A 25,665-nucleotide genomic window follows, 5' to 3' on the forward strand; every position below is an offset into this window, starting at 1 on the left:
CAGTCTCCGTTTATATGCCGCTCCGGTTTCCGCCCAGGCGCAGGCTCAAGCGCGCGGCTTCATGAGTACTTTGATCGAATCGAGCGAATTGGCGATCTTGATCGCCTCATCCCATTCTTCCAGCGAAAAGCCGTGCGTGACAATTCCTTTCGACGTAACGAGCCCGCGCGCGAGCAGATCGATCGCAATCGGATAGCAATACGGCCCGAGATGCGCGCCGCGCACATCGAGTTCCTTGCGATCGCCGATCACCGACCAGTCGAGCGTCGTATCCGCGCCAAACACCGAGAACTCGACAAAGCGCCCGAGCTTGCGGATCAGATCCATGCCCTGATTCACGCCGATCGGCGCACCGGTTGTTTCAATATATACGTCGCAGCCGTAGCCGTCGGTAAGCGAATGGATGATCGCGAGCGCGTCGTCAGTTTTTGGATTGATCGTGACATCCGCGCCGTATTCGCGCGCAAGCGCGAGGCGTTCTTCCACGAGGTCGATCACCACGAGCTTCTTCGGCGTCTTCAGATGCGCGACTTGCGTCATCATCAATCCGAGCGGCCCCGCGCCGGCAATCACGACGACGTCGTCCAGCTGCAACTCGCCGCGATTGACGGTGTGAATCGCGCACGCGAGCGGCTCGATGATCGCAGCGTCTTCAAGTGAGATACCGTCGGGAATCTTGTGGACGATCGCGGTCGGCGGAATACGCATGTACTCGGCCATGCCGCCGTCCGCGACTTCGCGCTGGAACCCGAAGATGTTGTGCACTTCGCACATCCAGTATTGGCCCGACTTGCAATAGCGGCACTTTGCGCACGGCACGATCTGTTCCGCGATCACACGGTCGCCGACCTTAACGCCGAAATGCTCGGCCGCGCCGTCTCCGAGTTCCTGCACGAAGCCGAAGAACTCGTGGCCCGGAATCACCGGCGCCTTGACCCACGGGCTTGGACCGCCCCAGAACATCTTCGCGCCCGAATGGCATTTGCAGTCGCTCGCGCAGATGCCGCACGCGGCGATACGGATCACCAGTTCGTGCGCTCCCGCACGCGGTTTCGCTACCTGTTCCACGCGATAGTCCTTCGGTGCGTGGCAAACAATCGCTGTCATGTTCTGCTGGTCGGATGAAGTAGATTGATTCGTCATTGCAAATCCTGCCTGAAGTGGAGATCAGATGGAAATTCGAGCCTTACTTTCTACGGTCACGGCTGATGTAAATCGCGAGCAGAATGATTCCGCCCTTGATCACGTTCTGCACATACGGATTGACGCCGACCATGTTCAGCCCGTTGTTCAACACGCCGAGCAGCAGCGCGCCGATCAACGTGCCGATGATCGAGCCGCGTCCGCCGGAAATCGAAGTGCCGCCCATTACCACGGCGGCAATGGCGTCGAGTTCGAAACCCACGCCCGCATTCGGCTGGCCGCTCATCAAACGTGCGGTCAATACGATGGCGGCGAACGAGGACGTCAAACCTGCGATCGTGTAGACGATCAGCTTTACGCGCGCTACGCGCACGCCGGATAGACGCGTCGCCTGTTCATTGCCGCCGATCGCATACACGTAGCGGCCAAACGGCATGCGCTCCAGAAACACCCACGCGATGACATAGATCACCGCCATGATCACGACCGGCGCCTGGATGCCGAGAATCTTGCCGCTGCCGAAAAAGCTGACCCAGTCGGGCAAACCGTCGATCGGATAGCCGCCTGTGTAGATCAGCGCCAGACCGCGCGCGATGCCCATGGTTGCAAGCGTCACGATGATCGGCGGCATGCCGGCGAACGCGACGAAGAACCCGTTGGCCGCGCCGAAGCCGAGGCCGACCGCAACGCCCACCGCCAACGCAGCAAGCGCATTCATGCCGGCCACCATCAAGCCGGCGGCGAGCGTGCCGGCCAGAGCCATCACGGAGCCCACGGACAGATCGATGCCGCCAGTCAGAATCACGCACGTCATGCCGACCGCGATGATTGCGTTGATCGACACCTGGCGCAGCACGTTCTCGATGTTGGCGCCCGAGAGGAAGCTGTCGCTCGCGAACACCATGACGATGCAGACAACGAGCAAGCCGATGAACGGATAAAACAGCGTGGAGCGCTTCAACGCGGCCCATGTAAAGCGCACCGGCGCGCCGGGCGTGTCACTACTGACGGTCGATGTTTTCGGCGAAGAAGAAGGATTAGGCGTGTTCATGCTGGGCTCCACGAGTGCCGGCGGTTGCATAGGTCATCACGGCGTTAGAGTCGATCTGGTCGCCTTCGAGCAGTGCTTCGATGCGACCCTGGCGGAACACGGCGACGCGGTCGCACATGCCGACGATCTCCGGTAGTTCTGACGAAATCATGATGATCGAATAGCCTCGCGCAGTGAGTTCGCGCATCAGCAAATAGATCTCCGCCTTCGCGCCGACGTCGATGCCGCGCGTCGGTTCGTCGAAAATCAGAATGTTGGTGTGATGGTTCAGCCAACGCGCAATCACCACTTTCTGCTGGTTGCCACCCGAGAGCGTCGCGACTTCGGTGTGCATGGTCGGCGCTTTCACACCCACGCGCTTCATGATGTCGGCGGTGGCGCGCGCTTCGCTGCGCTGATCGATAAAGAACCGCAGCGAGCGATACTTGCCGAGGTTGTTGATCGAGATGTTCTGCTTGATCGAGAAGTCCGTAATCAGCCCTTCCGTTTTGCGGCTTTCAGGAAGAATCCCCACGCCCGCGCGCAGTGCGTCGGCCGGATCGGAGAGATTGGCAGCCTCGCCGTTGATGCGAATCTCCTTCACGTAGGCCGGATCTGCGCCGATCACGGCGAGCGCGGTTTCGGTGCGGCCCGAACCGACCAGTCCGGCGAAGCCGAGAATCTCGCCTTCGCGCAGCGTGAATTGCAGCATCGGGCTGTCTTTCAGCAGCTGCAGCTTCTGCACGTCCAGCACGATTTTCGCGTCGGGCCGCAACGGCGGCTTTGGCGGAAAGCTGCTTTCGATGCGGCGCCCCACCATCATCTCGACGAGGCGGCCCACGTCGGACTGCGCAACTTCGGTCATGCCGACATACTGGCCGTCGCGCAACACCGTGATGCGATCGCATACTTCGAAAATTTCTTCGAGGTGGTGAGAGATGAAAATCATCGCCACGCCCTGCTTTTTCAGGTCGCGCATGATTGCAAAGAGATGCTCCGCTTCGGCAGGCGTGAGCGTCGCCGTCGGTTCATCGAGAATAAGGATGCGCGCTTCGAGCGACAACGCCTTGCCGATTTCGACGAATTGCTGCTGCGCGACCGAGAGCTCGCGAATAGGCACCGACAGGTCGATCGAAACGCCAAGCCGCCCGAAGATTTCCGCAGCCACGCGCCGCATCCCGCCGCGATTGAGCAGACCCAGGCCATTCTTCATTTCGCGGCCGAGGAACATGTTCTCCACGGCGTTCAAATACGGAATCAGACTGAATTCCTGAAATACGATGCCGACGCCCGCAGCCACCGCATCGTGATAATTCGCAAAGTGGCGCGGATCGCCTTCGATCGTGATCGTGCCTTCGTCCGGCTGATAAATGCCGCACAAGATTTTCATCAACGTCGATTTGCCCGCGCCGTTCTCGCCGAGCAGCGCATGAATCTCGCCGCGTGCGATCTCGAGGTGAATGCCTTGCAACGCCTTCACGCCGGGAAAGCTCTTGGTGATGTTGTCGAGCTTGAGTATCGTGTCCATCGGGTGCTCCATCACTGCCCGCCGCCGCGCATCAGGATCGAAGCGCGGCAGCGGGCATTCGGCTTACCAGCTAAAACCCTTGGCATTGCTCTTGTCGATCATCTTCACGTCGACGGGAATCGCTTTCGGCACATTGGCGCCCCACTTCTTCGCGTACGCGATGCCCAGTGCGATACGCACCTGGTCAGCAGGAAATTGCGCAGACGTCTCGACGAATTTCGAATTCGGCTTCTGAATCGCGGCAATCGCTTCGGGCGCACCGTCGACGCTCGTCAGCTTGATGTCTTTGCCCGACGACTCGATCGCCGATAACGCGCCCATCGATCCGCCGTCGTTCACGCTGAACACGCCCTTCAGATTCGGATGCGCCTGGATCATGTTTTCGGTCACCGAGAGCGCCGTCGCGCGTTCCTGCTTGCCGTTCTGCGTATCCACGAGCTTTACGCCGGGCGACTTCGCAAGCGCGGCCTTGCAGCCGCGCACGCGCTCGAGAATCGGCACGACCGGAATGCCGTCGAGAATCGCCACTTCGCCGCTGCCGCCGATCGACTTCGACAGATACTCGCAGGCCATCTGTCCAGCGTCGAAGTTCTTGGAGCCGACGAACGAGTCGACCGGACCATTCGCGTTCGCATCCACCGCGACGACCACGACGCCCGCTTTCTTCGCCGACGTTACCGCCGATTGAATGCCGGTCGAATCGGTCGGATTCACGAGCAGAATGTCGATCTTCTTCTGCAGCATGTCTTCGACGTCGCTCACCTGTTTGCTCACGTCGTGATGCGCGTCGGTCACGATCACCGTCGCGCCGGTCGACGCGGCCGCGTCGTTGAGCGCCTTCTGCATCGTCACGAAGTACGGGTTATTCAGTTCCTGAAACGTCATGCCGATCTTTAGCGGCGCCGCCTGCGCGGCAGGCGCCGCGATCATGGACAGGCTGAATGCGAGGCTCGCGAACAACGCGCCGCGCCGCGCGAAAGTATTCAACGATGCGTGTTTGAAGGTGGTTTGCGTCATGGTTGTCTCCGTTCTTGAAGTGAGCACGTCCGTCACGCTGCCGTCGGGCAGCGCGATACGTGTTGAAACACAGGTGAAGCAGAACGCCTTGCTGGCAAGCGAGGCGTATGAACAACGTAGGCGTTACGTTGGCGGATACGCAGAGGCGGCAGGACGCGGCAGACCCGGCGCGAGCACGATGGCGGGCGCATCGTCGATGCCAGCGCCACGCGCCGCGGCTTCTTCCGATGCATCGCGGCTCGCGTCGTTCAGTTGCTGATAACGGCGGAACCTCGAAGGCGCCATGCCTTTCACCGCGAGAAACTGCCGGTTGAAATTCGACAGGTTGTTAAAGCCCGCTTTGAAGCAGATGTCGGTGACGCTGAGCTCGCTATCGGTGAGCAACTGACATGCGAGATTGATGCGCATGCGGTTCACGTATTGCACGAACGGCAAGCCCGTATGCCGGCGGAAATAACGCGAAAAGGCGCTCACGCTCTGACCGGCCAGTTGTGCGAGATCCGATTCCCGCAACTCGTTCGCGAGGTTCTTGCCGATATACGAGAGCACATGATTGATGCGCGTCGATGCAAAGCCCGTTGAGTCGGCCTGATACGCGGGACTCGCAAGCGTCTCGCGATCTTCTGCGCCCATCAGGATTTCGAGCATCGACATGAAAAGTACGAGACGGCGCAGTCCGCGCGCCGCCAGCAATTCGAGGAAGAGCGGATGGATCGCGGCGCTCGTGCGGGCGCCGAACGACACGCCGCGGCGCGAGTCGGCGAGCAGCGCCTCGACCTGACGCCACTCGGGGAAACTTTCGAGGCAGCTCGACACGAACTCCTGGCCGAACTGCACGACGAGATTGCGCTGCGCGATGCTCTCGCCTTCGGGCACGTCGCTCACCCAGTTGTGCGGCAGGTTCGGACCCATCAACACGAGGTTGCCCGGCGCGAAGCTGCTGATGTGATCGCCGACGAACATCTTGCCCGTGGTCGCCACGATCAGATGAATCTCGTACTCCGGGTGAAAGTGCCAGCGTACCGTGCGATACGGATAGCCGTGCGACCACACTTTGAACGACTCGTCGCGGCGTACGGCCACGATCTCCAGATCGGGTTGCACTGTCTGCCTCCATGATGCGGCTCACAAGGATGCCGCTCGTCTTCTTCGTGTACAGCGAAAAGTAGCCTCCAAACGCGTAAGCCACCACTAAAAATGAGACTGCGGACCGATACTTTTTTGCATTCGGGTAAGTCCTGGCGGGCTCGACGTCAAGAATGATGCAATGCAAAAACGTGCGACGAAGCGCGTCGCGCGGCCATTCAACGTGTCAGGCGACTATGCTGCGCCGCGCTGCGCCACGAAAACCCTGTGAAGCTGCCTTGACTTTCATATCGCCGGGTACGATCATTCGCTCACATACAGAGCAAATGCTCTAACTGAAGAAAAGACGCGCGCGACAAGCCGCGCGAGCCAGATACATGGAGACGCACATGAGCAGCGGGCAAGATAGCGGCGCGGCCGCACACGTAATCCTGCATATCGGCGCGGGATCGTTCCATCGCGCGCATCAGGCGTGGTATCTCCACAGGTTGAACGAAGCGAATCTGCCGGGCGAACCGCACTGGTCGCTCACCGTGGGCAATATCCGCAGCGACATGAACGCGGTGCTCGAAGCGCTCGCAGCACAAGATGGTGTCTATACGCTCGAAACCGTCACGCCTCAGGGCGAACGCGCGTATGAGACGATCCGCTCGATCGAGCGCGTCGTGCCGTGGACCGAAAGCCTCGACGCGCTGATCGAAGCCGGTGCCGACCCGGCCTGCAAGATCATCTCGTTCACGGTGACCGAAGGCGGCTACTATCTCGACGAACATGACCAGCTCGACACGGCCAACCCCGATCTCTCGACCGACCTCAAAGGCGGACATACCACTATCTACGGCGCGCTCGCGGCGATTCTCGAAGCGCGCATGAAAAACGGCGCGGGTCCGGTCACGCTGCAAACCTGCGACAACCTGCGGCGCAACGGCGAGCGTTTTCATGCGGGCATGAGCGCGTTTCTCGAACTACGCGGCGCGGGCGAACTGGCGCAATGGTTCGACGACAATACCGCGTGTCCAAGCTCGATGGTCGACCGCATCACGCCGCGCCCGACACCTGACGTGAGAGAACGTGTGAAGGCCGCGACGGGCGTGGACGACGCGTGCCCGGTAATGGGCGAAGCGTTCATTCAATGGGTGATCGAAGAGCGCTTCATAGCGGGCCGCCCGGCATGGGAGAAAGTCGGTGCGGAACTGGTCGATTCGGTACTGCCGTACGAAGAAGCGAAGATCCGCATACTCAACGCGACGCATAGCTGCATCGCGTGGGCCGGGACGCTGGTCGGCCTGAACTACATCCACGAAGGCACGCAAGACGCAGACATTCGCAAGTTCGCGTTCGACTACGTGACCGAAGACGTGATTCCCTGCCTCTCACCGAGTCCGCTCGACCTGGAGCGTTATCGCGATGTCGTGCTCGAACGCTTCGGCAATCCTTATATCCAGGACACCAACCAGCGCGTCGCCGCCGACGGCTTTTCCAAACTGCCTGGCTTCATCGCGCCGACGCTCGCCGAATGTTTCGAGCGCGGCGTAACGCCCGCAGCCACCGCGATGCTGCCGGCACTCTTCTTCCGCTTCCTGGAGCGCTGGCAGGCGGGCACGCTGCCTTACACGTATCAGGACGGTGTGATGGACGAGCGCGTCGCGCGCGGCTTCTTCGCCGCGCCCGATCCTTTGCAGGCATTCGCGGCAGATCGCCTGCTGTGGGGCAGCATGGCGCAAACGCCGGAGCTGGAATCTGCTTTGGCCGGTGCATTGGCGCGTGTCGACGTCTGGCTCGCCAAACGCGCGCACGCGTAATAAACACCGTACATCCACGTTCGAATTCACGCGCGGTGCCAGGCTTAATGCGCATGGCACCGCGCGCCGTGTGCGGCTAAAGTAGCGCATCTCTAACGACGAAGGTTTTCCGCCCATGTATCTCGGCATCGACCTCGGTACGTCCGAAGTGAAAGTCCTGCTGCTCGCCTCCAACGGACGCGTGATCGGCACCGCAGGCTCTCCGTTCACGGTTTCGCGTCCGCATCAACGCTGGGCGGAGCAGAATCCCGAAGACTGGTGGGCCGGCACGCAGAGTGCGCTCGCCGCATTGCGCGCGAAACATCCGGACGAGTTCGCCCAGATTCGCGGCATTGGCCTTTCCGGGCAGATGCACGGCGCCGTGCTGCTGGATGCCGAAGACCGCGTGCTGCGGCCCGCGATTCTCTGGAACGACATGCGCAGCGACAAGGAGTGCGCCGAACTCACGGAACGCGCGCCAGACCTGCATAGCGTCGCAGGCAATCTCGCCATGCCGGGTTTCACCGCGCCGAAACTGCTGTGGGTCGCGCGTCACGAACCCGACATCTTTGCGCGGACCGCGTGCGTGCTCCTGCCGAAAGACTACCTGCGTTTGCAACTGACAGGCGGCAAGGTCTCCGACCCGTCGGATGCGGCCGGCACGCTGTGGCTCGACGTCGCAAAACGCGACTGGTCCGATTCGCTGCTTGCGGCCTGCAACATGACACGCGCGCAGATGCCGAGCCTCGCCGAAGGCAGTGCGCCGTCCGGCACGTTGTTGCCGGAACTCGCGCGCGAATACGGTCTGGCCGACGGCGTGATCGTCGCGGCGGGCGGCGGCGACAACGCAACCAGCGCAATCGGCATCGGCGCGACGCAGCCGGGCGATGGCTTCGTGTCGCTCGGCACGTCCGGCGTATTGTGCGTGGTCGGCGACAGCTTCCGGCCGAATCCTGCTTCCGCTGTGCACGCGTTCTGCCACGCGATTCCAGACCGCTGGCATCAGATGAGCGTGGTCTTGTCGGCGGCAAGCTGTTTGCGTTGGGTGTGCAAGCTCACCTCGACCGACGAACCCACGCTGCTCGCTGAAATAGAAGCACTGCCCGCAGAAGCGCTCACCACCGCACCGCTCTTCTTGCCGTACCTGTCCGGCGAGCGCACGCCGCACAACGACCCGTATGCGCAAGGCGTGTTCTTCGGCATGAACCACGCAACGGATCGTGCGCTGCTCGGCTACGCGGTGCTCGAAGGCGTGACACTCGCACTCACCGACGGTCTCGACGCGCTGCGCGCAGCCGGCACCGAAGCAAAGGCGCTGTCGCTGCTCGGCGGCGGCGCACGCAGCGACTACTGGGCACAGTTGCTTGCCGACGCGCTCGACACCGCCACGCGCAAGCATGGCGGCGGCGAGACGGGTGCGGCGCTCGGCGCGGCGCGTCTCGGCTGGCTCGCGGCGGGCGGCGACCCGGCAACCGTGCTCAGCAAACCGCCGATCGAAAAGGAGTTCACACCGAACCCGCGCCGCCACGCTGAATTGCGGACGCGACTCGACGCATATCGTGCGCTGTACCGTCATGTGCGGCCGCTATTCGACCCCGCGCGCGAGCGGCTCGCCTGAACGCATAGCAACAGCGCAAACCGCAACCGGCGGCGCCTGAAGGCGAGCGCCGGCTGCCATTATCGGCGCCCTTCAAGCGAATCGTCACCGTGCCCAAGTCCACAGAAAAACTAGATCTTGCTACTCGCGCCGCGTGGCTCTACTACGTCGCGGGCAATACCCAGAACGAGATCGCCGAGAAGCTGCAGGTGTCGCGCCCGGTCGCGCAACGGCTCGTCGCGTTCGCGGTGGAAAAAAATCTGATCCGCGTACGTGTCGATCACCAGTTGGCGGATTGTTTGTCGCTCGCCGATCAGCTGTCGAAACGCTACGGTCTCGCAATGTGCGAGGTGGTGCCGATCGACAGCGACACGCCTGATGAGGTCGATCGCAAACTCGCGGTCGCGGGCGCGCAGGTCATGGAACGTTACCTCGCCGAAGAAAAGCCGATGGTGGTCGCGGTGAGCAGCGGCCGGACACTCAAAGCCGCGGTCGATCAGATCGCGCAGCTAGACCGTCCGCAGCATCGGCTGGTGTCGATGGTCGGGGCCATCGCTCAGGACGGCTCCTCGAACCGCTATGACGTCGCGCTGCACATTTCGGAGAAGACCGGAGGCAAGCATTTTCTGCTGCCCGCGCCGTTGATTGCCGATACCGAGGCCGAACGCGCGCAGTGGTGCAATCACCGGCTCTATCGGATCGTCGAATCGCTATCGGCGCAGGCTGACGTCGCGTTCGTAGGCATCGGCAATATTGGGCCGAAATGCCCGTTGCACGAGGACGGCTTCATTACGTCGGCGGAAGTGAAGGAACTGATGCAGAACGGTGCGGTGGCCGAAATGCTCGGACTGCCGATCGACGCGGCCGGTGCCCGCGTCGAATCGCCGACTGGCCGGCGCGTGACGAGCATTGAAATCGATTCGCCGCCGCTGCGGCCTACCATTGGTTTCGCGGGCGGCAAGCGCAAGCGTGAAGCACTGATCGCAGTGCTCAAGGGCGGCTGGCTGTCGGGGCTCGTTACCGACGAACTGTGCGCGCGGGCTGCTCTCGAAGCGTAAAGAGCGCCAGCACGTTTGAGCGGGGCGTTCGCTTGAGCGCGGCCCCACACGCGCAGGCCACTGCGCCGTTGAAACAAACAGCGGGAAGGCCGCACTCGCGCCTTCCCGCCACGTCAAGCCGCCAATACTTCGACGATCTTGCGCTGGAACGCCTTGCCTTCGCTATCGAACAGATGGCAATGCTCGGGCGTCGCGCCGAGCTTTTGCGTCTCGCCCTTCGCATGACGTTCAAGCGGCGGAATGCGTGCAATCAGACCGTCCGGCGCGACGCTCGACTCCGCGTACAGATACGCTGCGTCGCCGAGCGATTCGACGGCCATCGTGCGAGCCGACACACCGTCGTCCGTCATACCGACATGCAAGTGCTCGGGGCGGATGCCCACCGTCACTTTGTCGCCCTGCTTGACCGCGCCAGGCTCTACCGCGACGCGTTGTGTCTCGCCGGTTTCATAGCGCACCGTCACGCCGTCGTGCGTGACCGATTGCACGACGCCTTCCATGAAATTCATTTTTGGCGAGCCGATGAAACCCGCGACGAAACGATTGGCCGGCGCGTGATACAACATGGTCGGACTGCCGACCTGTTCGAGGTTGCCCGCAGACAGCACGACGATCTTGTCGGCGAGCGTCATCGCTTCGACCTGATCGTGCGTCACGTAGATCATCGTGGTCTTCAGCTCGTCATGCAGGCGCGCAAATTCCAGCCGCATTTTCACGCGCAACGCGGCGTCGAGATTCGACAGCGGTTCGTCGAACAGAAATACTTTCGGCTTGCGGGTGATCGCGCGGCCGATTGCGACGCGCTGGCGCTGACCGCCCGATAGCTGCTTGGGCTTACGGTCCAACAGATGATCGATATGCAGAATCTTCGCCGCGTTGCGCACGGCCGCGTCGATCTCCGGCTTCTTCGTGCCGGCGAGCTTCAGGCCGAACGCCATGTTGTCGTACAGCGTCATGTGCGGATACAGCGCGTACGACTGGAACACCATCGCAATACCGCGCTTCGCTGGCGGCACGTCGTTCATGCGCGTGCCGTCGATGGTGAGGTCGCCGCCGCTGATATCTTCGAGGCCGGCGATCATCCGCATCAGCGTCGATTTACCGCAACCGCTCGGACCTACGAACACGACGAATTCGCCGTCCGCGATGTCGAGGTTGATGTCGCGCATCACTTCGGTGTCGTCGTAGGCCTTCCGGATATTGCGCAGAGTTACGCTTGCCATGATGTGTCTCCGTGTAATGCTGTGTGTTGCTTGTGTGTTGCCACGTTGCGTTTGCGTTTGCGTTTGCGTTGCGTTTGCGCGTTGCCAGCTTTGCTGGTCGCACGTTCGTCGTGCATCGTGCGCCGAGCCGCTCGCGCTTACGGCGCCGCGGCCGTCGCGCTCAACGTCCACTGCGCGACCAGTTCCGGCAGCTGATGCATGTCGTCGAATACATGCCGGGCACCGGCCGCATGCAGTTTGTCGATCTGCGCGTCGCTCGCATGACCGCCGCCGATGAATCCCAGCACCGTCATTCCCGCCGCGCTCGCCGCCGTGACACCGGTCACGCTGTCTTCGACCACGAGGCATGCAGACGGCGCGAGCCGCAAACCTTCCGCCGCGGCCAGATAGACGTCGGGCGCGGGCTTCGGATTGGGCACGCTATCGGCGCAAAACAGACGGTCGCCGAAAAACCTCACGAGCCCCGTACGCGCAAGAACAGTCTGCACGTAAGGCCGAAAACTATTGCTCGCGCAGCCTTTGATGAGCGGGACCTGCGCCAGCGCCTGCTCGATGCCCTGCACTGCCGGCGCCTGCATCGCCGCCGCTTCCACGGAGCGGCGAATCGCGTCGATGTCGTCCAGACCGAGGCTTTTGCCGAGTTGCATCGCCGTGCCTTCCAGCACTTTTTCGATGCGCAATCCAAGTAACGGCAGCACGACCGGTTCGATATCCGCGCCCGGCCAGCGCGCTTCGAGTTCATGCACGAGCATGCGCGCAGCCACCGCCTCGCTGTCGATCAATACACCGTCGCAATCGCAGATCAGCGCGAAATTTCCTGCACTGGTGCCTGCCGTCATTTGACCGCCCCGAACGTGAGGCCGCGCACGAGTTGCTTCTGCGAGAGCCAGCCGACGATCAGGATCGGCGCCACCGCAAGCAGCGAAGCCGCGGACAGCTTGGCCCAGAATAAGCCTTCAGGACTGGAATACGACGCGATGAAAACCGTGAGTGGCGCTGCGTTGGAACTCGACAGGTTGATGCTCCAGAATGCTTCGTTCCACGAAAGGATCACGAGCAGTAGCGCGGTGGAAGCGAGCCCCGGCAGCGCCATCGGCATCAGCAGATAGACGATTTCCTGCCAGGTCGCCGCGCCGTCGATACGGCCCGCTTCCAGAATGTCGCGTGGAATTTCGGCGAAGTACGTGAAAGACATCCACACCGCAATCGGCAGATTGATCAGCGTATAGACGATCACGAGACCGGAAACCGTATCGAGCAAGCCGCTGTTTTTCCACAGCAGATAGATCGGCACGAGAACACCTACCGACGGCATCATCTTGGTCGACAGCATCCACAGCAGCACTTTTTGCGTGCGACGCGTAGGGAAAAACGCCATTGCGTATGCGGCCGGTACCGCGAGAATCAGGCACAGCACCGTCACGCCGACCGAGATCAGGATCGAATTCCACGCGAACGAGAAGTAATTGCTGCGCGCGAATACCTCGCGAAAACTGTCGAACGTCGGCGTAAAAAATAGCGACGACGAGTACGCCTGCTGTTCCGTCTTGAATGCGGTGATCGTCATCCAGAAGATCGGGAAAAACAGTAGCAGCGCGACAAACCAGGCGAGCACGCCGGGAATGCCGCGACGGATCGCGGCGAACGGCGACTTCGCCGGCACGGTCATGGGCGCCGTGGTCGACGCCGGAGTAGAGGCAACCTGGCTCATTTTTCGTACTCCCCTTTGAGGTTCTTCGCGAGCATCCGCACGAGGAAGAACGACACGATATTGGCCAGCACGACAGCGAGAATGCCGCCCGCCGAGGCGAGACCGACGTCGAACTGTTGCAGGCCGAGCGAATAGATCAGGTACGACAGGTTGGTGGTCGCAGTGCCGGGACCGCCGCCGGTCGTCGTATAGATTTCAGCGAAGATGGACAGCAGGAAAATCGTCTCCATCATCACCACCACGGCAATCGCACGTTTCAGGTGTGGCAGCGTGATGTAGAAGAACATGGAGAATGGACCCGCTCCGTCGATGCGCGCCGCTTCCTTCTGCTCCTGATCGAGCGACTGGATCGCCGTGAAGAGAATCAGAAACGCGAACGGCAGCCATTGCCACGCGACGATCATGATGACCGCAGTCAACGGATACTCGGCGAACCAGTCGATCGGCTGCAGGCCGATCGCGCGCATGCCGCTCGCGACGAGGCCGTAGACCGGATGCAGGATCATGTTCTTCCAGATCAGCGCGCTGACCGTAGGCATCACGAAGAACGGCGCGATGGCCAGCAGCCGCGCGACGCCCTGTCCGTAGAACTTGCGGTCGAACAGAATCGCCATCAGCACGCCGCCGACCACCGTGATCACGAGCACCGACACGATCAGTTGCAACGTATGGCCGATCGACGGGCCGAACGACGGATCGCTGGCCAGAAACTGATAGTTGTCGAAACCGGCGAAACCCTTCAGGTCGGGATTCAGCAGGTTGTAGCGCGAGAACGAGAACCAGATCGTCATCGCGAGCGGAATCGTCATCCACAGCAACAGCACCGCGACCGACGGCGACACGAGCCAGCGCGCGGAATTGGCTTTGCGGACTTCGCGTTCTTTTTCTGTCTGGGGATGGGCATGCATGAGAGGCAGGCGCAGAGGACGCATGATTGACCACCTGTTCGGTAATGCGCGGGCGGCACGGACCGCATGAATCGCCATTTCGCTATGAAGACGAGGCGGCGTTGCGGCGTATGCGCGGCCGTGACGGCCCGCTGTGCTGCGTGAGCCGGCTGACGGGCGTCAGCCGGCACGCGCCACGTAACTCCAGTGGCGAGCTTTCCGATCTACTCTTCGTTACTTCTGATACCCGGCCTGCTTCACCGCGCGATCCGCGGTGGCCTGGCCTGCCGCCAGCGCCTGGTCGACCGTCATCTGACCGGCAATTGCGCCGGAGATGCTTTGACCGACCACGGTGCCGAACGACTGGAATTCAGGTATCCCAACGAACTGCACACCGGTGTACGGCACGGGCTTCGCCGTCGGATGCTCCGGATCGGCCGTTTCGATCGCCTTGAGCACGAAGTCGCCGAACGGCGCGGCCTGCTTGTACTCGGGGCGTGCGTACGTCGATTGGCGCGTTCCAGGCGGCACCGATGCCCAGCCTTCATCTTTCGCGACGAGCTCGATGTACTGCTTCGACGTGGCCCACGTAATGAACTTCTTCGCTGCGTCAGCCTGCTTGGAGGACTTCGGGATCGCGAGCGCCCAGGCCCACAGCCAGTGCGAACCCTTCGGCGTGACCGCGATTGGCGCCGCGGCAAAACCGACCTTGTCCGCGATCTGCGACTGCTGTTTGTTGTACAGCATGCCCGCGGCCACCGTCGCGTCGATCCACATTGCGCACTTGCCCGAGGACATCAGCGTCAGGTTTTCGTTGAAGCCGTTCGAGCTCGCTCCCGGCGGGCCGTTCTTCTTCAATAGATCGACATAGAACGTGATCGCTTTCTTCCATTCCGGCGACGTGAGTTGCGCGTGCCACTTTTCGTCGAACCAGCGGCCGCCGAACGTGTTCACCACGGTCGTGCCATACGCCATGTTTTCGCCCCAGCCCGCCTTGCCGCGCAAGCAGATGCCGTACATGCCGTTGGCTTTGTCGGTGAGCTTGTCGGCGAATTGCGCAATCTGGTCGTAGGTCGGCTGGTCAGGCATTTTCAGGCCCTTCGCCGCAAACAGGTCCTTGCGGTAATACGTCATCGAGCTTTCGACGTAAAACGGCAGCGCGTACAACTGGCCGCCGGCAGAGAGGCCGTCGCGGGCCGTCTTCACGACGTCGTTCAGATCGTAATCGGCGGGCAGGTTCGTGAGCGGCGTGAGCCAGCCGCGCTTGCCCCACTGCGGTGTTTCGTACGCGCCGATCGTCATCACGTCGAACTGGCCGCTGCCGGTGGTGATGTCCGTCGTGGCGCGCTGACGCAGCACGTTTTCTTCGAGAATCACCCAGTTCAGCTTGATGTCCGGATTCGCCTTTTCGAATTCGGGCGACAGCTTCTTCAGCTCGATCATGTCCGGATTGTTCAGCGTCGCGATCGTCACCGTGGCCGCCGACGCACTCAGCGCGAAGCATGCAGCGGCGCCTGCGCTAACCGCCTTGAGCGCGGATTTGAGGGCTGGTTTCATGTGTTGTCTCCTTTCTCGTGCGTTATGTGATGCTGCGTTTGTTCTACGAAAATGACGCTGGATAACGCGGGTTCAGCCGCTCAACTCATCCAGTTTCCGCCGTCGACGTTCAGGGTTTGCGCAGTGATGTAGTCCGCATCCGCTGAAGCGAGGAATAGTGCCGCTCCGGTCAGATCGTCGGGAACGCCCATGCGCCCAAGCGGCACCGCTTCGCCGACGAGGCGCTTCTTCTCGCCGAGCGGCCGGTTCTCATAGCGGGCGAAAAGCGCGTCCACTTCTTTCCACATCGGCGTATCGACGACACCCGGCGCGATGCCGTTTACGTTGATCTTGTGCGGCGCGAGCGCCAATGCGGCAGATTGCGTGTAGCTGAGGACGGCCGCCTTCGTCGCGCAGTAATGCGACACGAGTGCTTCTCCGCGCCGCCCCGCTTGCGACGACATATTGATGATCTTGCCGCCGCGGCCTTGCTCGACCATCTGCCGTGCGACGGCTTGCATGAGGAAGAACATGCCCTTCACGTTGACCGCGAAGAGGCGGTCGAACACGTCCCACGATTCGTCGAGGATCGGGCGCATATCGAACAGCGCCGCATTGTTGAACAGGATATCCACGTGGCCGAAGCGCTCCAGCGTGCTCGCCACGATGCGCTCGATGTCCTCGCGGCGAGTGACATCCGCACTGACCGTGAGCACGCGCTCGCCGTATGCGGCGCGCAGCGTGTCGCCGAAACTGTCAGCCGGCTTCACGTCTACAAGCACGCATTGCGCGCCTTCGTCCAGATAACGCCGCGCCACGGCTTCGCCGATGCCGCTTGCTGCGCCTGTCAGGATGGCCACCTTGTCTTGCAATCGTGCCGACACGCTTTGTCTCCGATTCGTTTCGCTTTTTGGAGGCGCGGTGAGCGAACGCTCATTGCGCGATCAATTGCTCTGTTTGTGATCGAATGATCGGATACGCACCGGGTCATGTCAAGGCGCTCTCTCAGATTTCGATGGTGCAGCGCGGAACGAGCGCGTCCGCGAGTTGCAGCGCTCCTGCGTCCGACCGGTGACAAAAAAACGAGATACGTTATATCATTGCGACCTCGCGTCACGAGCCGCCCTTACATCCGCCTGACGTCACCGATAAGGAGATTCGCGCTGATGGCTACATCGACTGCAGAACATCATGCTGTGCGGCTTGCGCATGCCGAAGCGCATGCCGCGTTGCACGGCCTGGCCCTTACGCCGCTGCGGCGTCAGGTGTATGCGGCGATTGTCGCGAGCGAACGGCCTGTCGGCGCCTACGAGTTGCTTGCCGCGCTCGAACCCGAACGCGGCCGCGTGCCGCCCACCACGGTCTATCGCGCGCTCGATTTTCTGCTCGCGCATGGCTTCGTGCATCGCATCGAGTCGAAGAATGCGTTTGTCGCCTGCTGCGAGGTCGGCGTGCCGCACTGCAGCCAGTTTCTAATGTGCGACCGCTGCGGCGCGACCGTCGAGATTCCGGGCGACGTCCTCACCGGGCAGCTGTCGCATAGCGCGCCGGCACACGGCTTCGAGGTACACCGTGCGGTCGTCGAATTGAGCGGTCTTTGCGCACGGTGCGCACGCGCGTCGCGCGCCCCTGCGTCCACATGAGCCATCGCTTCACGTTTGCAATTCATTCAACCCTCACGCAGCAGGACACATAATGAAGAAGAACGGCACGAGGTTGTTCTCGAAGTATGCCGCGGCGGTTACAGCCGCCTTCGCGTTAAGCCAGGCAGCATTTGCCGCGGATGCGAAAATCCCGGTGGTCGCCGCAGAAAATTTTTATGGCGACGTGGTGCAGCAACTCGGTGGCGAGCGCGTCGACGTGACCAGCATTCTCAACAATCCGGACCAGGACCCGCATCTGTTCGAAGCCAGCCCGAAGACGGCTCGCGCGTTGCAACACGCGAGCATCGTGGTCTACAACGGTGCCGACTACGATCCGTGGATGGTGAAACTGCTGGCGGCTTCGAAAGGCACGAAGCGCGCGACGATCGTCGCGGCCGACCTTACCGGCAAGAAGAGCGGCGACAATCCGCATCTCTGGTACGACCCGTCGACCATGCCCAAGGTGGCGCGCGCGGTGAACGAGGCGCTCGTCGCGGCTGACCCGGCGCACAAGTCGGCGTACGATGCGAATCTCGCGAAGTTTCTGGATTCGCTGAAGCCGGTGGAGGCGAAGGTTGCCGAGTTGCATGCGCGTTACACGGGCACGCCGGTCACGGCAACGGAGCCGGTGTTTGGCTATATGTCGGACGCAATCGGGCTGAGCATGCGCAACATGCGCTTTCAGCTGGCGGCCATGAACGAAACCGAAGCGAGCGCGTCCGACATCGCCGCGTTCGAACGCGATCTGCGTGAAAAGCGCGTGCGCGTGCTGATCTATAACAGCCAGGCAACCGAGGCTCTGACCAAACGCATGTTGAAGCTCGCGCAGCAATCGAAGGTGCCGACCATGAGCGTCACCGAGACCGAGCCCGCGGGTAAGACGTATCAGACGTGGATGCTCTCGCAGCTCGACGCGCTCGGCGCAGCGCTCGCCCAAGGCGACGCGGCCGGCGCGAATGCGGCGGCGGCCAGCGTCAAAGGAAAAACGCAATGAATGTCACTGGCCGCAGCACGCCAGCCAATCTGTCAGCAAGCGCAGCCAGCCGCGCGCCCGTGCTCGAAGTGGATCACGTCACGCTCGAACTCGGCGACCGCACGATCTTGCGCGATGCGGGCTTCATCGTGAATCAGGGCGAATTCATCGGCGTACTCGGGCCGAACGGCGCCGGCAAGACCACGCTGATGCGCGCGGTGCTCGGCCTCGTACCGGCGGCAAGCGGCTCGATCCGCGTGCTGGGGCAGCCGGTGGAGCGCGGCAACGCGTCGATCGGTTATATGCCGCAAACGCGCAGCGCGCTCGCCGGACGGCGCGTGCGTGGCCGCGATTTCGTGGCAATGGCGGCCGACGGCCACCGGTGGGGACTACCGCACGCGGACGCCAGGACGCGCGCGGACGTCGAGCGCGTGCTCGAACTGGTCGACGGCCGAAAGCTTGCTGAGCGCCCGTTGTCCGAACTCTCGGGCGGAGAGCGGCAGCGCCTGCTGCTCGCGCAATGTCTGCTCGGCGCGCCGAAACTGCTGCTGCTCGACGAACCGCTCATCAGCCTCGACCCGCATCATCAGAAGAGCGTCGTCGAACTCGTGCGGCGCGTGCAGCAGGAACTCGGCATTGCCGTGCTGTTCTCGGCGCACGAACTCAATCCGCTGCTCAACTCGCTCGATCGTGTGCTGTATCTCGGCAGCGGCGTGGCCGCGCTCGGCACCGTCGACGAGGTCATCACCCGGCCCGTGCTGTCGCGCCTCTACGGTTCGCCCATCGACGTGATGCGCGTGAACGGCCGCATTTTCGTGATGTCGGGCGGCGTCGAAGTAGAAAAGCACGATCACGAACATGAACACGACGGGAACGGCGGCCACTCGCATTCCCATGGTCATTCGCACGGAACCTCGCACGGACCCGCGCACGGCCACTCACACCAGCACGACTCACGCGACGGACATAAGCACGATGTTTGAATACGACTTCATGGTGAACGCGTTCGCCGCGTCGGGAATCGTCGCGGTGCTCGCGGGCGTGGTCGGCTATTTTCTCGTGATGCGCGGACAGACCTTCGCCGGCCACGCGCTTTCGCACGTCGGCTTCACTGGCGCGACCGGCGCCGTGCTGATCGGCATTTCGCCGATCTGGGGCATGGTCGGCTTCACGCTCGCCGCCGGCGTCGGCATGGGCGCGCTAGGCGAGCGCCTTGCCGGACGCGACGTGGCAATCGGCGTGATCCTGTCGCTGTCGCTCGGCTTCGGCCTGCTGTTTCTGCACTTCTTCACCGCCTACGCGACGCAGGTCACAGCGCTGCTGTTCGGCAACGTACTCGGCGTAAACGAGTCGACGCTCGCTGTGCTGGCGGCCTTGGGCGTAGTCAGCCTGCTCGCGCTCGCGGCGATCATGCGCCCGTTGCTGTTTGCTTCGCTGCAGCCTGAACTGGCCGAAGCCAAAGGCGTGTCGTTGCGTCTCGTGTCGGTGCTGTTTCTCGCGATTGCCGCGCTCGCAGTGGCCGCGTGCACGCAGATCGTCGGCGTGCTGCTGGTCTTCACGCTGATGGTCGGACCGGCCGCCGCCGCGCAAAACATGACGACGCGGCTTTCCGCCGGCCTGGTGCTCGCCGCCGCGTTCGCGTTGCTGCAGGCGTGGCTCGGCGTGACGCTCGCCTTTTATACCGATTGGCCGACCAGCTTCTGGATCACTGCGCTGTCGGCGGTGGTGTATGGCGGAAGTCTGCTGAAGCGCCGCTAAACGCAAAGGCGCTAGCTGGGATGGCGGCCCGCAACGGCGCCGCCATCGGTACTAGCGGTTCAGCCGACCAGGACCTTCGCGTGATGCGCGATGTGATCCTGAATGAAGGTCGAGATGAAGTAATAGCCGTGGTCGTAGCCCGCATGGCGGCGCAACGTCAGCGGTTGGCCCGCCTCACGGCATGCGGCTTCGAACACGTCCGGGTACAACTGCTCGGCGAGAAACTGGTCGGCGAGTCCCTGATCGACCAGAATCCCCTCCGCGAACTGGCGCGATGCGCGCCTCACGAGTTCGCTTGCGTCGTATTCCTTCCACGTCTCGCGGTTCTCGCCCAGATAGCCGCTGAACGCTTTCTCGCCCCAAGGGGCACGCGTAGGCGCCGCGATCGGCGCGAAGGCCGATACCGAGCGATAGATGTCCGGGTTGCGCAGTGCCAGCATCAGCGCGCCGTGGCCGCCCATTGAATGCCCGAAGATGCCGAGCCGCGAACCGTCGACGGGCAGTTCCTTCAGCACCGTTTCACGCAGCTCGTCGCGCACGTACGAGTACATCCGGTAGTGCCGCGCCCACGGCTCCTGCGTTGCATCGACGTAAAAGCCTGCGCCCACGCCGAAGTCCCACGCGGCGCTCTCGTTCGGCACGCCCGCGCCGCGCGGGCTCGTATCCGGCGCGACGAGCGCAACGCCATGTTGCGCGGCGAAGCGCTGCGCGCCGGCCTTGATCGGGAACGTCTCTTCGGTACAGGTGAGCCCCGCGAGATAAAACAGCGCGGGCACCTTCGCATCTGGCTGCAGGGCCTGCGGCGGCAGATACACCGAGAAGCGCATGGGCAGGCCGACGGTCTGCGACTCGTGCCGGTAAAAGCGCTGCTCGCCGCCATGACAGGCGTGCGACGACAGTAGCTCAAGCATCGTCTTGCTCCTTGTAGGTCGCTTTCATTGAGTCGCTTTCATTGAGTCGCTTTCATTGCGCCGAGTTAATACAGCACGACCGAGCGGATCGACTCGCCTTTCTTCATCAGATCGAAGCCCTCGTTGATGCGCTCGAGCGGCAGACGGTGCGTGATGAGGTCGTCGATATTGATCTTGCCTTCCATGTACCAATCGACGATTTTCGGCACGTCGGTGCGGCCACGCGCGCCACCGAATGCGGAGCCCTTCCACTCGCGGCCCGTGACCAGCTGGAACGGACGCGTGCTGATCTCCTCGCCCGCCGCCGCCACGCCGATAATGAACGACTGGCCCCAACCCTTATGCGTGCATTCGAGCGCCTGGCGCATCACCTTCGTATTGCCGATGCATTCGAACGAATAGTCGGCGCCGCCGTCGGTAAGCTGCACGATGTGATCGACCACGTTCTCGACTTCGTTCGGGTTGATGAAGTGCGTCATGCCGAATTTTTTCGCGAGTTCCACGCGACCCGGATTGATGTCCACACCAATGATCTTGTCCGCGCCGACCATCTTCGCTCCTTGAATCACATTCAGACCGATGCCGCCGAGCCCGAATACGACCACGTTCGCACCCGCCTCCACCTTCGCCGAATACACGACCGCGCCGACGCCCGTCGTCACGCCGCAGCCGATATAGCAGATCTTGTCGAACGGCGCGTCTTCACGCACCTTGGCAACCGCGATCTCCGGCACGACGATGTAGTTCGAAAAGGTGGACGTGCCCATGTAGTGGAACAAAGGCTTGCCGTCCAGCGAGAAACGCGACGTGGCGTCGGGCATCAGGCCCTTGCCTTGCGTCGAGCGGATCGCCTGACACAGGTTGGTCTTGCGCGACAGACAGAACTTGCACTGACGGCATTCCGGCGTGTAAAGAGGAATGACGTGATCGCCCTTCTTAAGCGTGCCGACGCCCGGCCCCGTATCGACGATCACGCCCGCGCCTTCGTGGCCCAGAATCGCCGGGAAAATGCCTTCGGGATCGGCGCCCGAGAGCGTGTAGTAGTCGGTGTGGCAGATGCCCGTCGCTTTCACTTCGATCAGGACTTCGCCTGCGCGCGGTCCTTCGAGATCGACTTCTTCGATCGTCAACGGTGCGCCGGCCTTCCATGCGATTGCTGCTTTGGTCTTCATCGTGAATGCTCCTGTGAGTCTGTGAATGCGACGCGAGTCGCCGCCTGCAACATGGCGACGCGCGAATATACGGGGATCATGCTGCGGCCGATGCCTGCGCCGCGCGAGCTACAGGCTAACGCATGAAAAGCGTCATGGTATTGCAAAGTGCGCCGCGGCATTGTCAGCAGGTGACATTACCGCTCTGCTCATCAGGTACCGGGGGGTGCGTCGAACCATGATTCGACGCGACCATATAGATCCAGAAAACGTGCGTAGCGTTCAGCGAGCGCGCGATCGCCTCGCGGGCTCGCCACGTGTGTCGCACCGGGCGCGAGCGCAGCGAGATCGTGCACATGCCAGTGACCGCTTGCAATGCCACCGAGAATAGCCGCGCCGCGCGGGGCGGCATTCGGACAATCGACCGCGTGCAGTTCCGCATCCAGCGCATCGGCGAGCAACTGGCGCCAGCGGGCATCGACGGAACCGCCTCCCGCGAGCTTCAATGACGTCACTGTTGCGCCGCTCGTGCGGATCGCATCGAGCCCCGCGCGCAGCGAAAAAGCGACGCCTTCGAACGCGGCACGCATCATCGCGCCGCGCGTGTGATCGAGAGCAAGGCCGAGCCAGCCGCCGCGCGCCGCGGGATTGAGCCACGGTGTGCGCTCGCCTGTGAGGTACGGGAGGAAGGTCAGCGGCGCTGCCGCTGAGGCGGCGTTGGCGTTGATCTGCGAGCCGTGGTTCGCGTGATCGCCGAATGCTTCGGCATAGGCGTCGCTCCATTCGTAGCATAGCCATCCGCGCGCGCGCTCGAGTGCAATGCCTACGTTCTGCATGGCCGCCATCCGATACCAGTGATCGCTCGCCGCGCGATAACGATGCAAGCCTTTCACCGCCTGTGGCTCGTGCTCGGCGAGTACGACGATCTGGCCACCGGTGCCCGTCGTCAGAAGCGCGTCGCCGTCGCGTGCAATCCCGCTGCCGAGCGCAGCGCATGGGGTGTCGGCGGCACCCGTCGCAAGCACGATCCCAGCGCGCAAACCCAAGGCCTGCGCCGCGCTCTGTGACAACACGCCGGCGGCTGCATATGACGGCCCCAACGGCGGGAACCACTCGTGCGGAATGCCGAGCCGTTCGGCCAGCGCCGCGTCCCACGCGCCATCAGGATCGGCGAGCGCGGTCGCGCAGGCGTCCGACGGATCGGTTGCGACCGCCCCGCCCAGCGCGACGCGCAGCCAGTCTTTTGGTTGAAGTGCCCAGCGGGTGCGGCGCGCGGACTCCGGTTCATGCAACACGATCCAGCGCAGTAACGGACCGGCCATGCCTGGCGCCACCGGGTTGGGCTGCGGCTCGGGCCACGCGTCGAGCAAAGTCCGCGCGCGCGTGTCAGGCCACAGCATGGCAGGCCGAACGGCATTGCCAGTTTCGTCGATCAACACGACGCCGTGCATTTGCCCCGACAAGCCGATCGCCTTGACCTCGCGACGCAAGCCGTCGGGCAAGCGGGCAGCCGCTTCGCACAGCGCGCGCCACCACGTCTGCACCGACGTCTCCGCCCAGCCGGCGTGCGGCGTCTCAAGGCCATAAGCAACGCTCGCGGCGGCCCGTTCATGGCCGTCTTCATCGACGATTGCAACTTTGAGGGAGCCGGTGCCGAGGTCGATGCCGAGAAAGCTCATGAGTGATGGAGCGTCGTCAGTTAGGGTGTGATTGAGAGCACGCAGACCGTGCCGTGAGCGCCGACTTTTGCCAGTCGCGCGATGTGTGCAAACCAAGGGCTGCCGCATGCGCAATGCGGCCAGTTCGCGGGTTAACCCCGGTCGGCAACGAGTTTCGTGAAAACACGACTATGTGCCAGCCCGGATACACCTGATCGATTCTCACATATATCGCGGCGGCTCGGAAATGCGCACGACCGCGCGCGCATCGCCGCTACAAGGGGCTGACCGCCGGTGAACCCGCCGCTCGCGTCGATTCCGGCTTTCAAAACGGGCTGGCGCATATCGTCACCGGGAATGCCGGAATAGGCCCCAGCGGTCTTGTTGCGCTTTTTCGTCCCCGATACCTTGGAGTCCATCCCAAAACTAGATTGTGGAGAGAGACGTTATGCAATCGAACACGGTTCACCCGTGCGACGAGCGACTGCCCGCGGGCCAGTTGCTTACCCTCGGCATCCAGCACGTTTTGGTGATGTACGCGGGCGCTGTCGCCGTCCCGCTGATCGTCGGCGCCGCGCTGAAACTGCCGAAAGACCAGATCGCGTTTCTGATCAGCGCCGACCTGTTCTCGTGCGGCATCGCCACGTTGATCCAGACGCTCGGGTTGTGGATTTTCGGCATCCGCCTGCCGGTCATCATGGGCTGCACGTTCGCCGCAGTCGGTCCGATGGTCGCGATCGGCACGAATCCGTCGCTCGGCATTCTCGACATCTTCGGCTCGACGATTGCCGCGGGCGTGATCGGCATCCTGCTTGCGCCGGCCGTCGGCAAGCTGCTGCGCTTCTTTCCACCGGTGGTGATCGGCGTGGTGATCTCGGTGATCGGTCTGTCGCTGATGGGCGTCGGCATTAACTGGGCGGCCGGCGGCGTGGGCAATCCCGACTACGGCAACCCGGTCTACCTCGGGCTGTCGCTGCTCGTGCTGATGCTGATCCTGCTCATCAACAAGTTCGCCAAGGGATTCATCGCGAATATTTCAGTATTGCTCGGCATTGTCGCGGGCTTCGTGATCGCGCTGGCGCTCGGCCGGGTCAACATGGAAGGCGTCACGCACGCACCGTGGGTCGGCTTCGTGATGCCGTTCCACTTTGGCCTACCGCACTTCGATCCGTTGTCCATCGCGACCATGGTCACTGTGATGTTCGTCACCTTTATCGAATCGACGGGCATGTTCCTCGCGGTCGGCGACATGGTCGATCGTCCCGTCGATCAGAAAGCGCTCGTGCGCGGCCTGCGTGTGGACGGACTCGGCACGCTGATCGGCGGCATCTTCAACTCGTTCCCGCATACGTCGTTCTCGCAGAACGTCGGCCTGATCGGCGTCACGGGCGTGAAGAGCCGCTTTGTCTGCGCGATGGGCGGCGTGATCCTCGTGTTGCTCGGCCTGTTTCCGAAGATGGCGCAAGTGGTGGCGTCGGTGCCGGCATTCGTACTCGGCGGTGCAGGCATCGTGATGTTCGGCATGGTCGCGGCCAATGGCATCAAGGTGCTGTCGAAAGTCGACTTCGTGAGGAATCACCACAACCTGTTCATCGTCGCGGTGAGTATCGGGCTGGGACTCGTACCGGTCGTGTCGCCGCACTTCTTCTCCAGACTGCCGCCCGCGTTGTCACCGCTGCTGCATAGTGGAATCTTGCTGGCTTCGGTATCCGCGGTCGTGCTGAATCTGATTTTCAACGGCGTCAAAAGCGAGAAGAAGGCGCAGTGCGAAATCCGCAAGGCCGGCCACGATTTCGATGGACGCGGCGGCAACGATCAGCCTCGCGACGAAATGCTGCGCGCGGCGGACCTGCATTGAAAGTGAGCGCTTTGACGCTGAATCGGTGAAGCTTGGGGTTTTATTGCAATGCCTCGCAAGCAGGCGCGTCTGCTCGATTGGCGCACCGCTGTAAAAGAAAACGCCACGGCATGCCG

Annotated in this window: 22 protein-coding genes; 8 read left to right on the forward strand and 14 right to left on the reverse strand. The window is 62.5% G+C overall.

The genetic code is table 11. The annotated features are described in order from the left end of the window. Positions 1-45: 45 nt before the first annotated feature. The 5 genes from ACTJLB_RS07960 to ACTJLB_RS07980 form a co-directional block, all read right to left on the reverse strand. Positions 46-1,143 (reverse strand): erythritol/L-threitol dehydrogenase, encoded by a 1,098-nt coding sequence (locus tag ACTJLB_RS07960; RefSeq protein ID WP_020069187.1) that lies wholly within the window; start codon positions 1,141-1,143, stop codon positions 46-48. Between the two features lie 43 nt (positions 1,144-1,186). Beyond that, positions 1,187-2,194 (reverse strand): ABC transporter permease, encoded by a 1,008-nt coding sequence (locus ACTJLB_RS07965; protein ID WP_440782980.1) that lies wholly within the window; start codon positions 2,192-2,194, stop codon positions 1,187-1,189. Then, positions 2,181-3,701, reverse strand: a complete 1,521-nt coding sequence (locus ACTJLB_RS07970) for a sugar ABC transporter ATP-binding protein (protein WP_408165581.1) — start codon at positions 3,699-3,701, stop codon at positions 2,181-2,183. The genes ACTJLB_RS07965 and ACTJLB_RS07970 overlap by 14 nt, the downstream gene beginning before the upstream one ends. 63 nt (positions 3,702-3,764) lie before the next feature. Then, positions 3,765-4,718 carry an ABC transporter substrate-binding protein gene (locus ACTJLB_RS07975; protein WP_087752921.1) on the reverse strand — a complete coding sequence of 318 codons (954 nt, stop codon included), beginning with the start codon at positions 4,716-4,718 and terminating at the stop codon, positions 3,765-3,767. A 123-nt stretch (positions 4,719-4,841) separates the two neighbouring features. After that, on the reverse strand, positions 4,842-5,822 hold the full coding sequence (locus ACTJLB_RS07980) for an AraC family transcriptional regulator (protein ID WP_408130992.1): 981 nt from the start codon (positions 5,820-5,822) through the stop codon (positions 4,842-4,844). Positions 5,823-6,193: 371 nt separating this feature from the next. On the opposite strand from ACTJLB_RS07980, the gene dalD reads away from it, so the two are divergent. The 3 genes from dalD to ACTJLB_RS07995 all read left to right on the forward strand — a co-directional run bounded on the left by dalD (position 6,194) and on the right by ACTJLB_RS07995 (position 10,240). Next, a complete protein-coding gene (gene dalD / locus ACTJLB_RS07985) occupies positions 6,194-7,606 on the forward strand; it encodes a D-arabinitol 4-dehydrogenase (RefSeq protein ID WP_088175685.1) in 1,413 nt (470 codons plus the stop codon). 115 nt (positions 7,607-7,721) lie between these two features. Further along, positions 7,722-9,203 carry a xylulokinase gene (gene xylB, locus ACTJLB_RS07990; RefSeq protein WP_020069193.1) on the forward strand — a complete coding sequence of 494 codons (1,482 nt, stop codon included), beginning with the start codon at positions 7,722-7,724 and terminating at the stop codon, positions 9,201-9,203. An 89-nt stretch (positions 9,204-9,292) separates the two neighbouring features. Then, on the forward strand, positions 9,293-10,240 hold the full coding sequence (locus ACTJLB_RS07995; RefSeq protein WP_020069194.1) for a sugar-binding transcriptional regulator: 948 nt from the start codon (positions 9,293-9,295) through the stop codon (positions 10,238-10,240). Positions 10,241-10,353: 113 nt separating this feature from the next. On the opposite strand, the gene ACTJLB_RS08000 is transcribed toward ACTJLB_RS07995, so the two are convergent. The 6 genes from ACTJLB_RS08000 to ACTJLB_RS08025 all read right to left on the reverse strand — a co-directional run bounded on the left by ACTJLB_RS08000 (position 10,354) and on the right by ACTJLB_RS08025 (position 16,481). Further along, entirely contained in the window at positions 10,354-11,463 is a 1,110-nt protein-coding gene (locus ACTJLB_RS08000) for an ABC transporter ATP-binding protein (protein WP_288825263.1), read from the reverse strand. Between the two features lie 137 nt (positions 11,464-11,600). Then, positions 11,601-12,302, reverse strand: coding sequence for an HAD family hydrolase (locus ACTJLB_RS08005; protein WP_020069196.1), 702 nt, complete (start codon positions 12,300-12,302; stop codon positions 11,601-11,603). Then, on the reverse strand, positions 12,299-13,132 hold the full coding sequence (locus ACTJLB_RS08010) for a carbohydrate ABC transporter permease (protein ID WP_020069197.1): 834 nt from the start codon (positions 13,130-13,132) through the stop codon (positions 12,299-12,301). Before ACTJLB_RS08010 ends, ACTJLB_RS08005 begins: the two co-directional genes overlap by 4 nt. 38 nt (positions 13,133-13,170) lie before the next feature. Next, positions 13,171-14,106: a carbohydrate ABC transporter permease gene (locus ACTJLB_RS08015; protein ID WP_020069198.1), complete on the reverse strand. Its 936-nt coding sequence runs from the start codon at positions 14,104-14,106 to the stop codon at positions 13,171-13,173. 189 nt (positions 14,107-14,295) lie between these two features. Beyond that, complete coding sequence (locus ACTJLB_RS08020) at positions 14,296-15,618, reverse strand: ABC transporter substrate-binding protein (protein WP_020069199.1); 1,323 nt, start codon at positions 15,616-15,618, stop codon at positions 14,296-14,298. Between the two features lie 80 nt (positions 15,619-15,698). Continuing rightward, complete coding sequence (locus tag ACTJLB_RS08025; RefSeq protein ID WP_020069200.1) at positions 15,699-16,481, reverse strand: L-iditol 2-dehydrogenase; 783 nt, start codon at positions 16,479-16,481, stop codon at positions 15,699-15,701. A gap of 282 nt (positions 16,482-16,763) precedes the next feature. Between ACTJLB_RS08025 and ACTJLB_RS08030 the strand changes: the two genes are divergently transcribed. Genes ACTJLB_RS08030 through ACTJLB_RS08045 form a run of 4 tightly spaced genes read left to right on the forward strand, consistent with a single transcriptional unit; the run spans position 16,764 to position 19,971 of the window. Continuing rightward, complete coding sequence (locus tag ACTJLB_RS08030) at positions 16,764-17,240, forward strand: Fur family transcriptional regulator (RefSeq protein ID WP_440782982.1); 477 nt, start codon at positions 16,764-16,766, stop codon at positions 17,238-17,240. 52 nt (positions 17,241-17,292) lie between these two features. After that, the gene (locus tag ACTJLB_RS08035; protein WP_408165587.1) at positions 17,293-18,234 is read left to right on the forward strand and encodes a metal ABC transporter solute-binding protein; all 942 of its coding nucleotides are present in this window, start codon (positions 17,293-17,295) and stop codon (positions 18,232-18,234) included. After that, complete coding sequence (locus tag ACTJLB_RS08040; protein ID WP_408165589.1) at positions 18,231-19,196, forward strand: ABC transporter ATP-binding protein; 966 nt, start codon at positions 18,231-18,233, stop codon at positions 19,194-19,196. Before ACTJLB_RS08035 ends, ACTJLB_RS08040 begins: the two co-directional genes overlap by 4 nt. Further along, positions 19,189-19,971, forward strand: coding sequence for a metal ABC transporter permease (locus tag ACTJLB_RS08045; RefSeq protein WP_020069204.1), 783 nt, complete (start codon positions 19,189-19,191; stop codon positions 19,969-19,971). The genes ACTJLB_RS08040 and ACTJLB_RS08045 overlap by 8 nt, the downstream gene beginning before the upstream one ends. A gap of 59 nt (positions 19,972-20,030) precedes the next feature. On the opposite strand, the gene fghA is transcribed toward ACTJLB_RS08045, so the two are convergent. The 3 genes from fghA to ACTJLB_RS08060 form a co-directional block, all read right to left on the reverse strand. Continuing rightward, entirely contained in the window at positions 20,031-20,882 is an 852-nt protein-coding gene (gene fghA / locus ACTJLB_RS08050) for an S-formylglutathione hydrolase (RefSeq protein ID WP_408473563.1), read from the reverse strand. A gap of 65 nt (positions 20,883-20,947) precedes the next feature. Continuing rightward, entirely contained in the window at positions 20,948-22,054 is a 1,107-nt protein-coding gene (locus ACTJLB_RS08055; protein ID WP_020069206.1) for an S-(hydroxymethyl)glutathione dehydrogenase/class III alcohol dehydrogenase, read from the reverse strand. A gap of 191 nt (positions 22,055-22,245) precedes the next feature. Next, positions 22,246-23,712 (reverse strand): xylulokinase, encoded by a 1,467-nt coding sequence (locus ACTJLB_RS08060; RefSeq protein WP_440782983.1) that lies wholly within the window; start codon positions 23,710-23,712, stop codon positions 22,246-22,248. A gap of 427 nt (positions 23,713-24,139) precedes the next feature. On the opposite strand from ACTJLB_RS08060, the gene ACTJLB_RS08065 reads away from it, so the two are divergent. Continuing rightward, entirely contained in the window at positions 24,140-25,549 is a 1,410-nt protein-coding gene (locus tag ACTJLB_RS08065; protein ID WP_020069209.1) for a nucleobase:cation symporter-2 family protein, read from the forward strand. Positions 25,550-25,665: the final 116 nt, after the last annotated feature.

It is taken from the genome of Paraburkholderia sp. 22098 (assembly GCF_052045935.1).
In the GTDB taxonomy this organism is placed as follows: Bacteria; Pseudomonadota; Gammaproteobacteria; order Burkholderiales; family Burkholderiaceae; genus Paraburkholderia; species Paraburkholderia caledonica.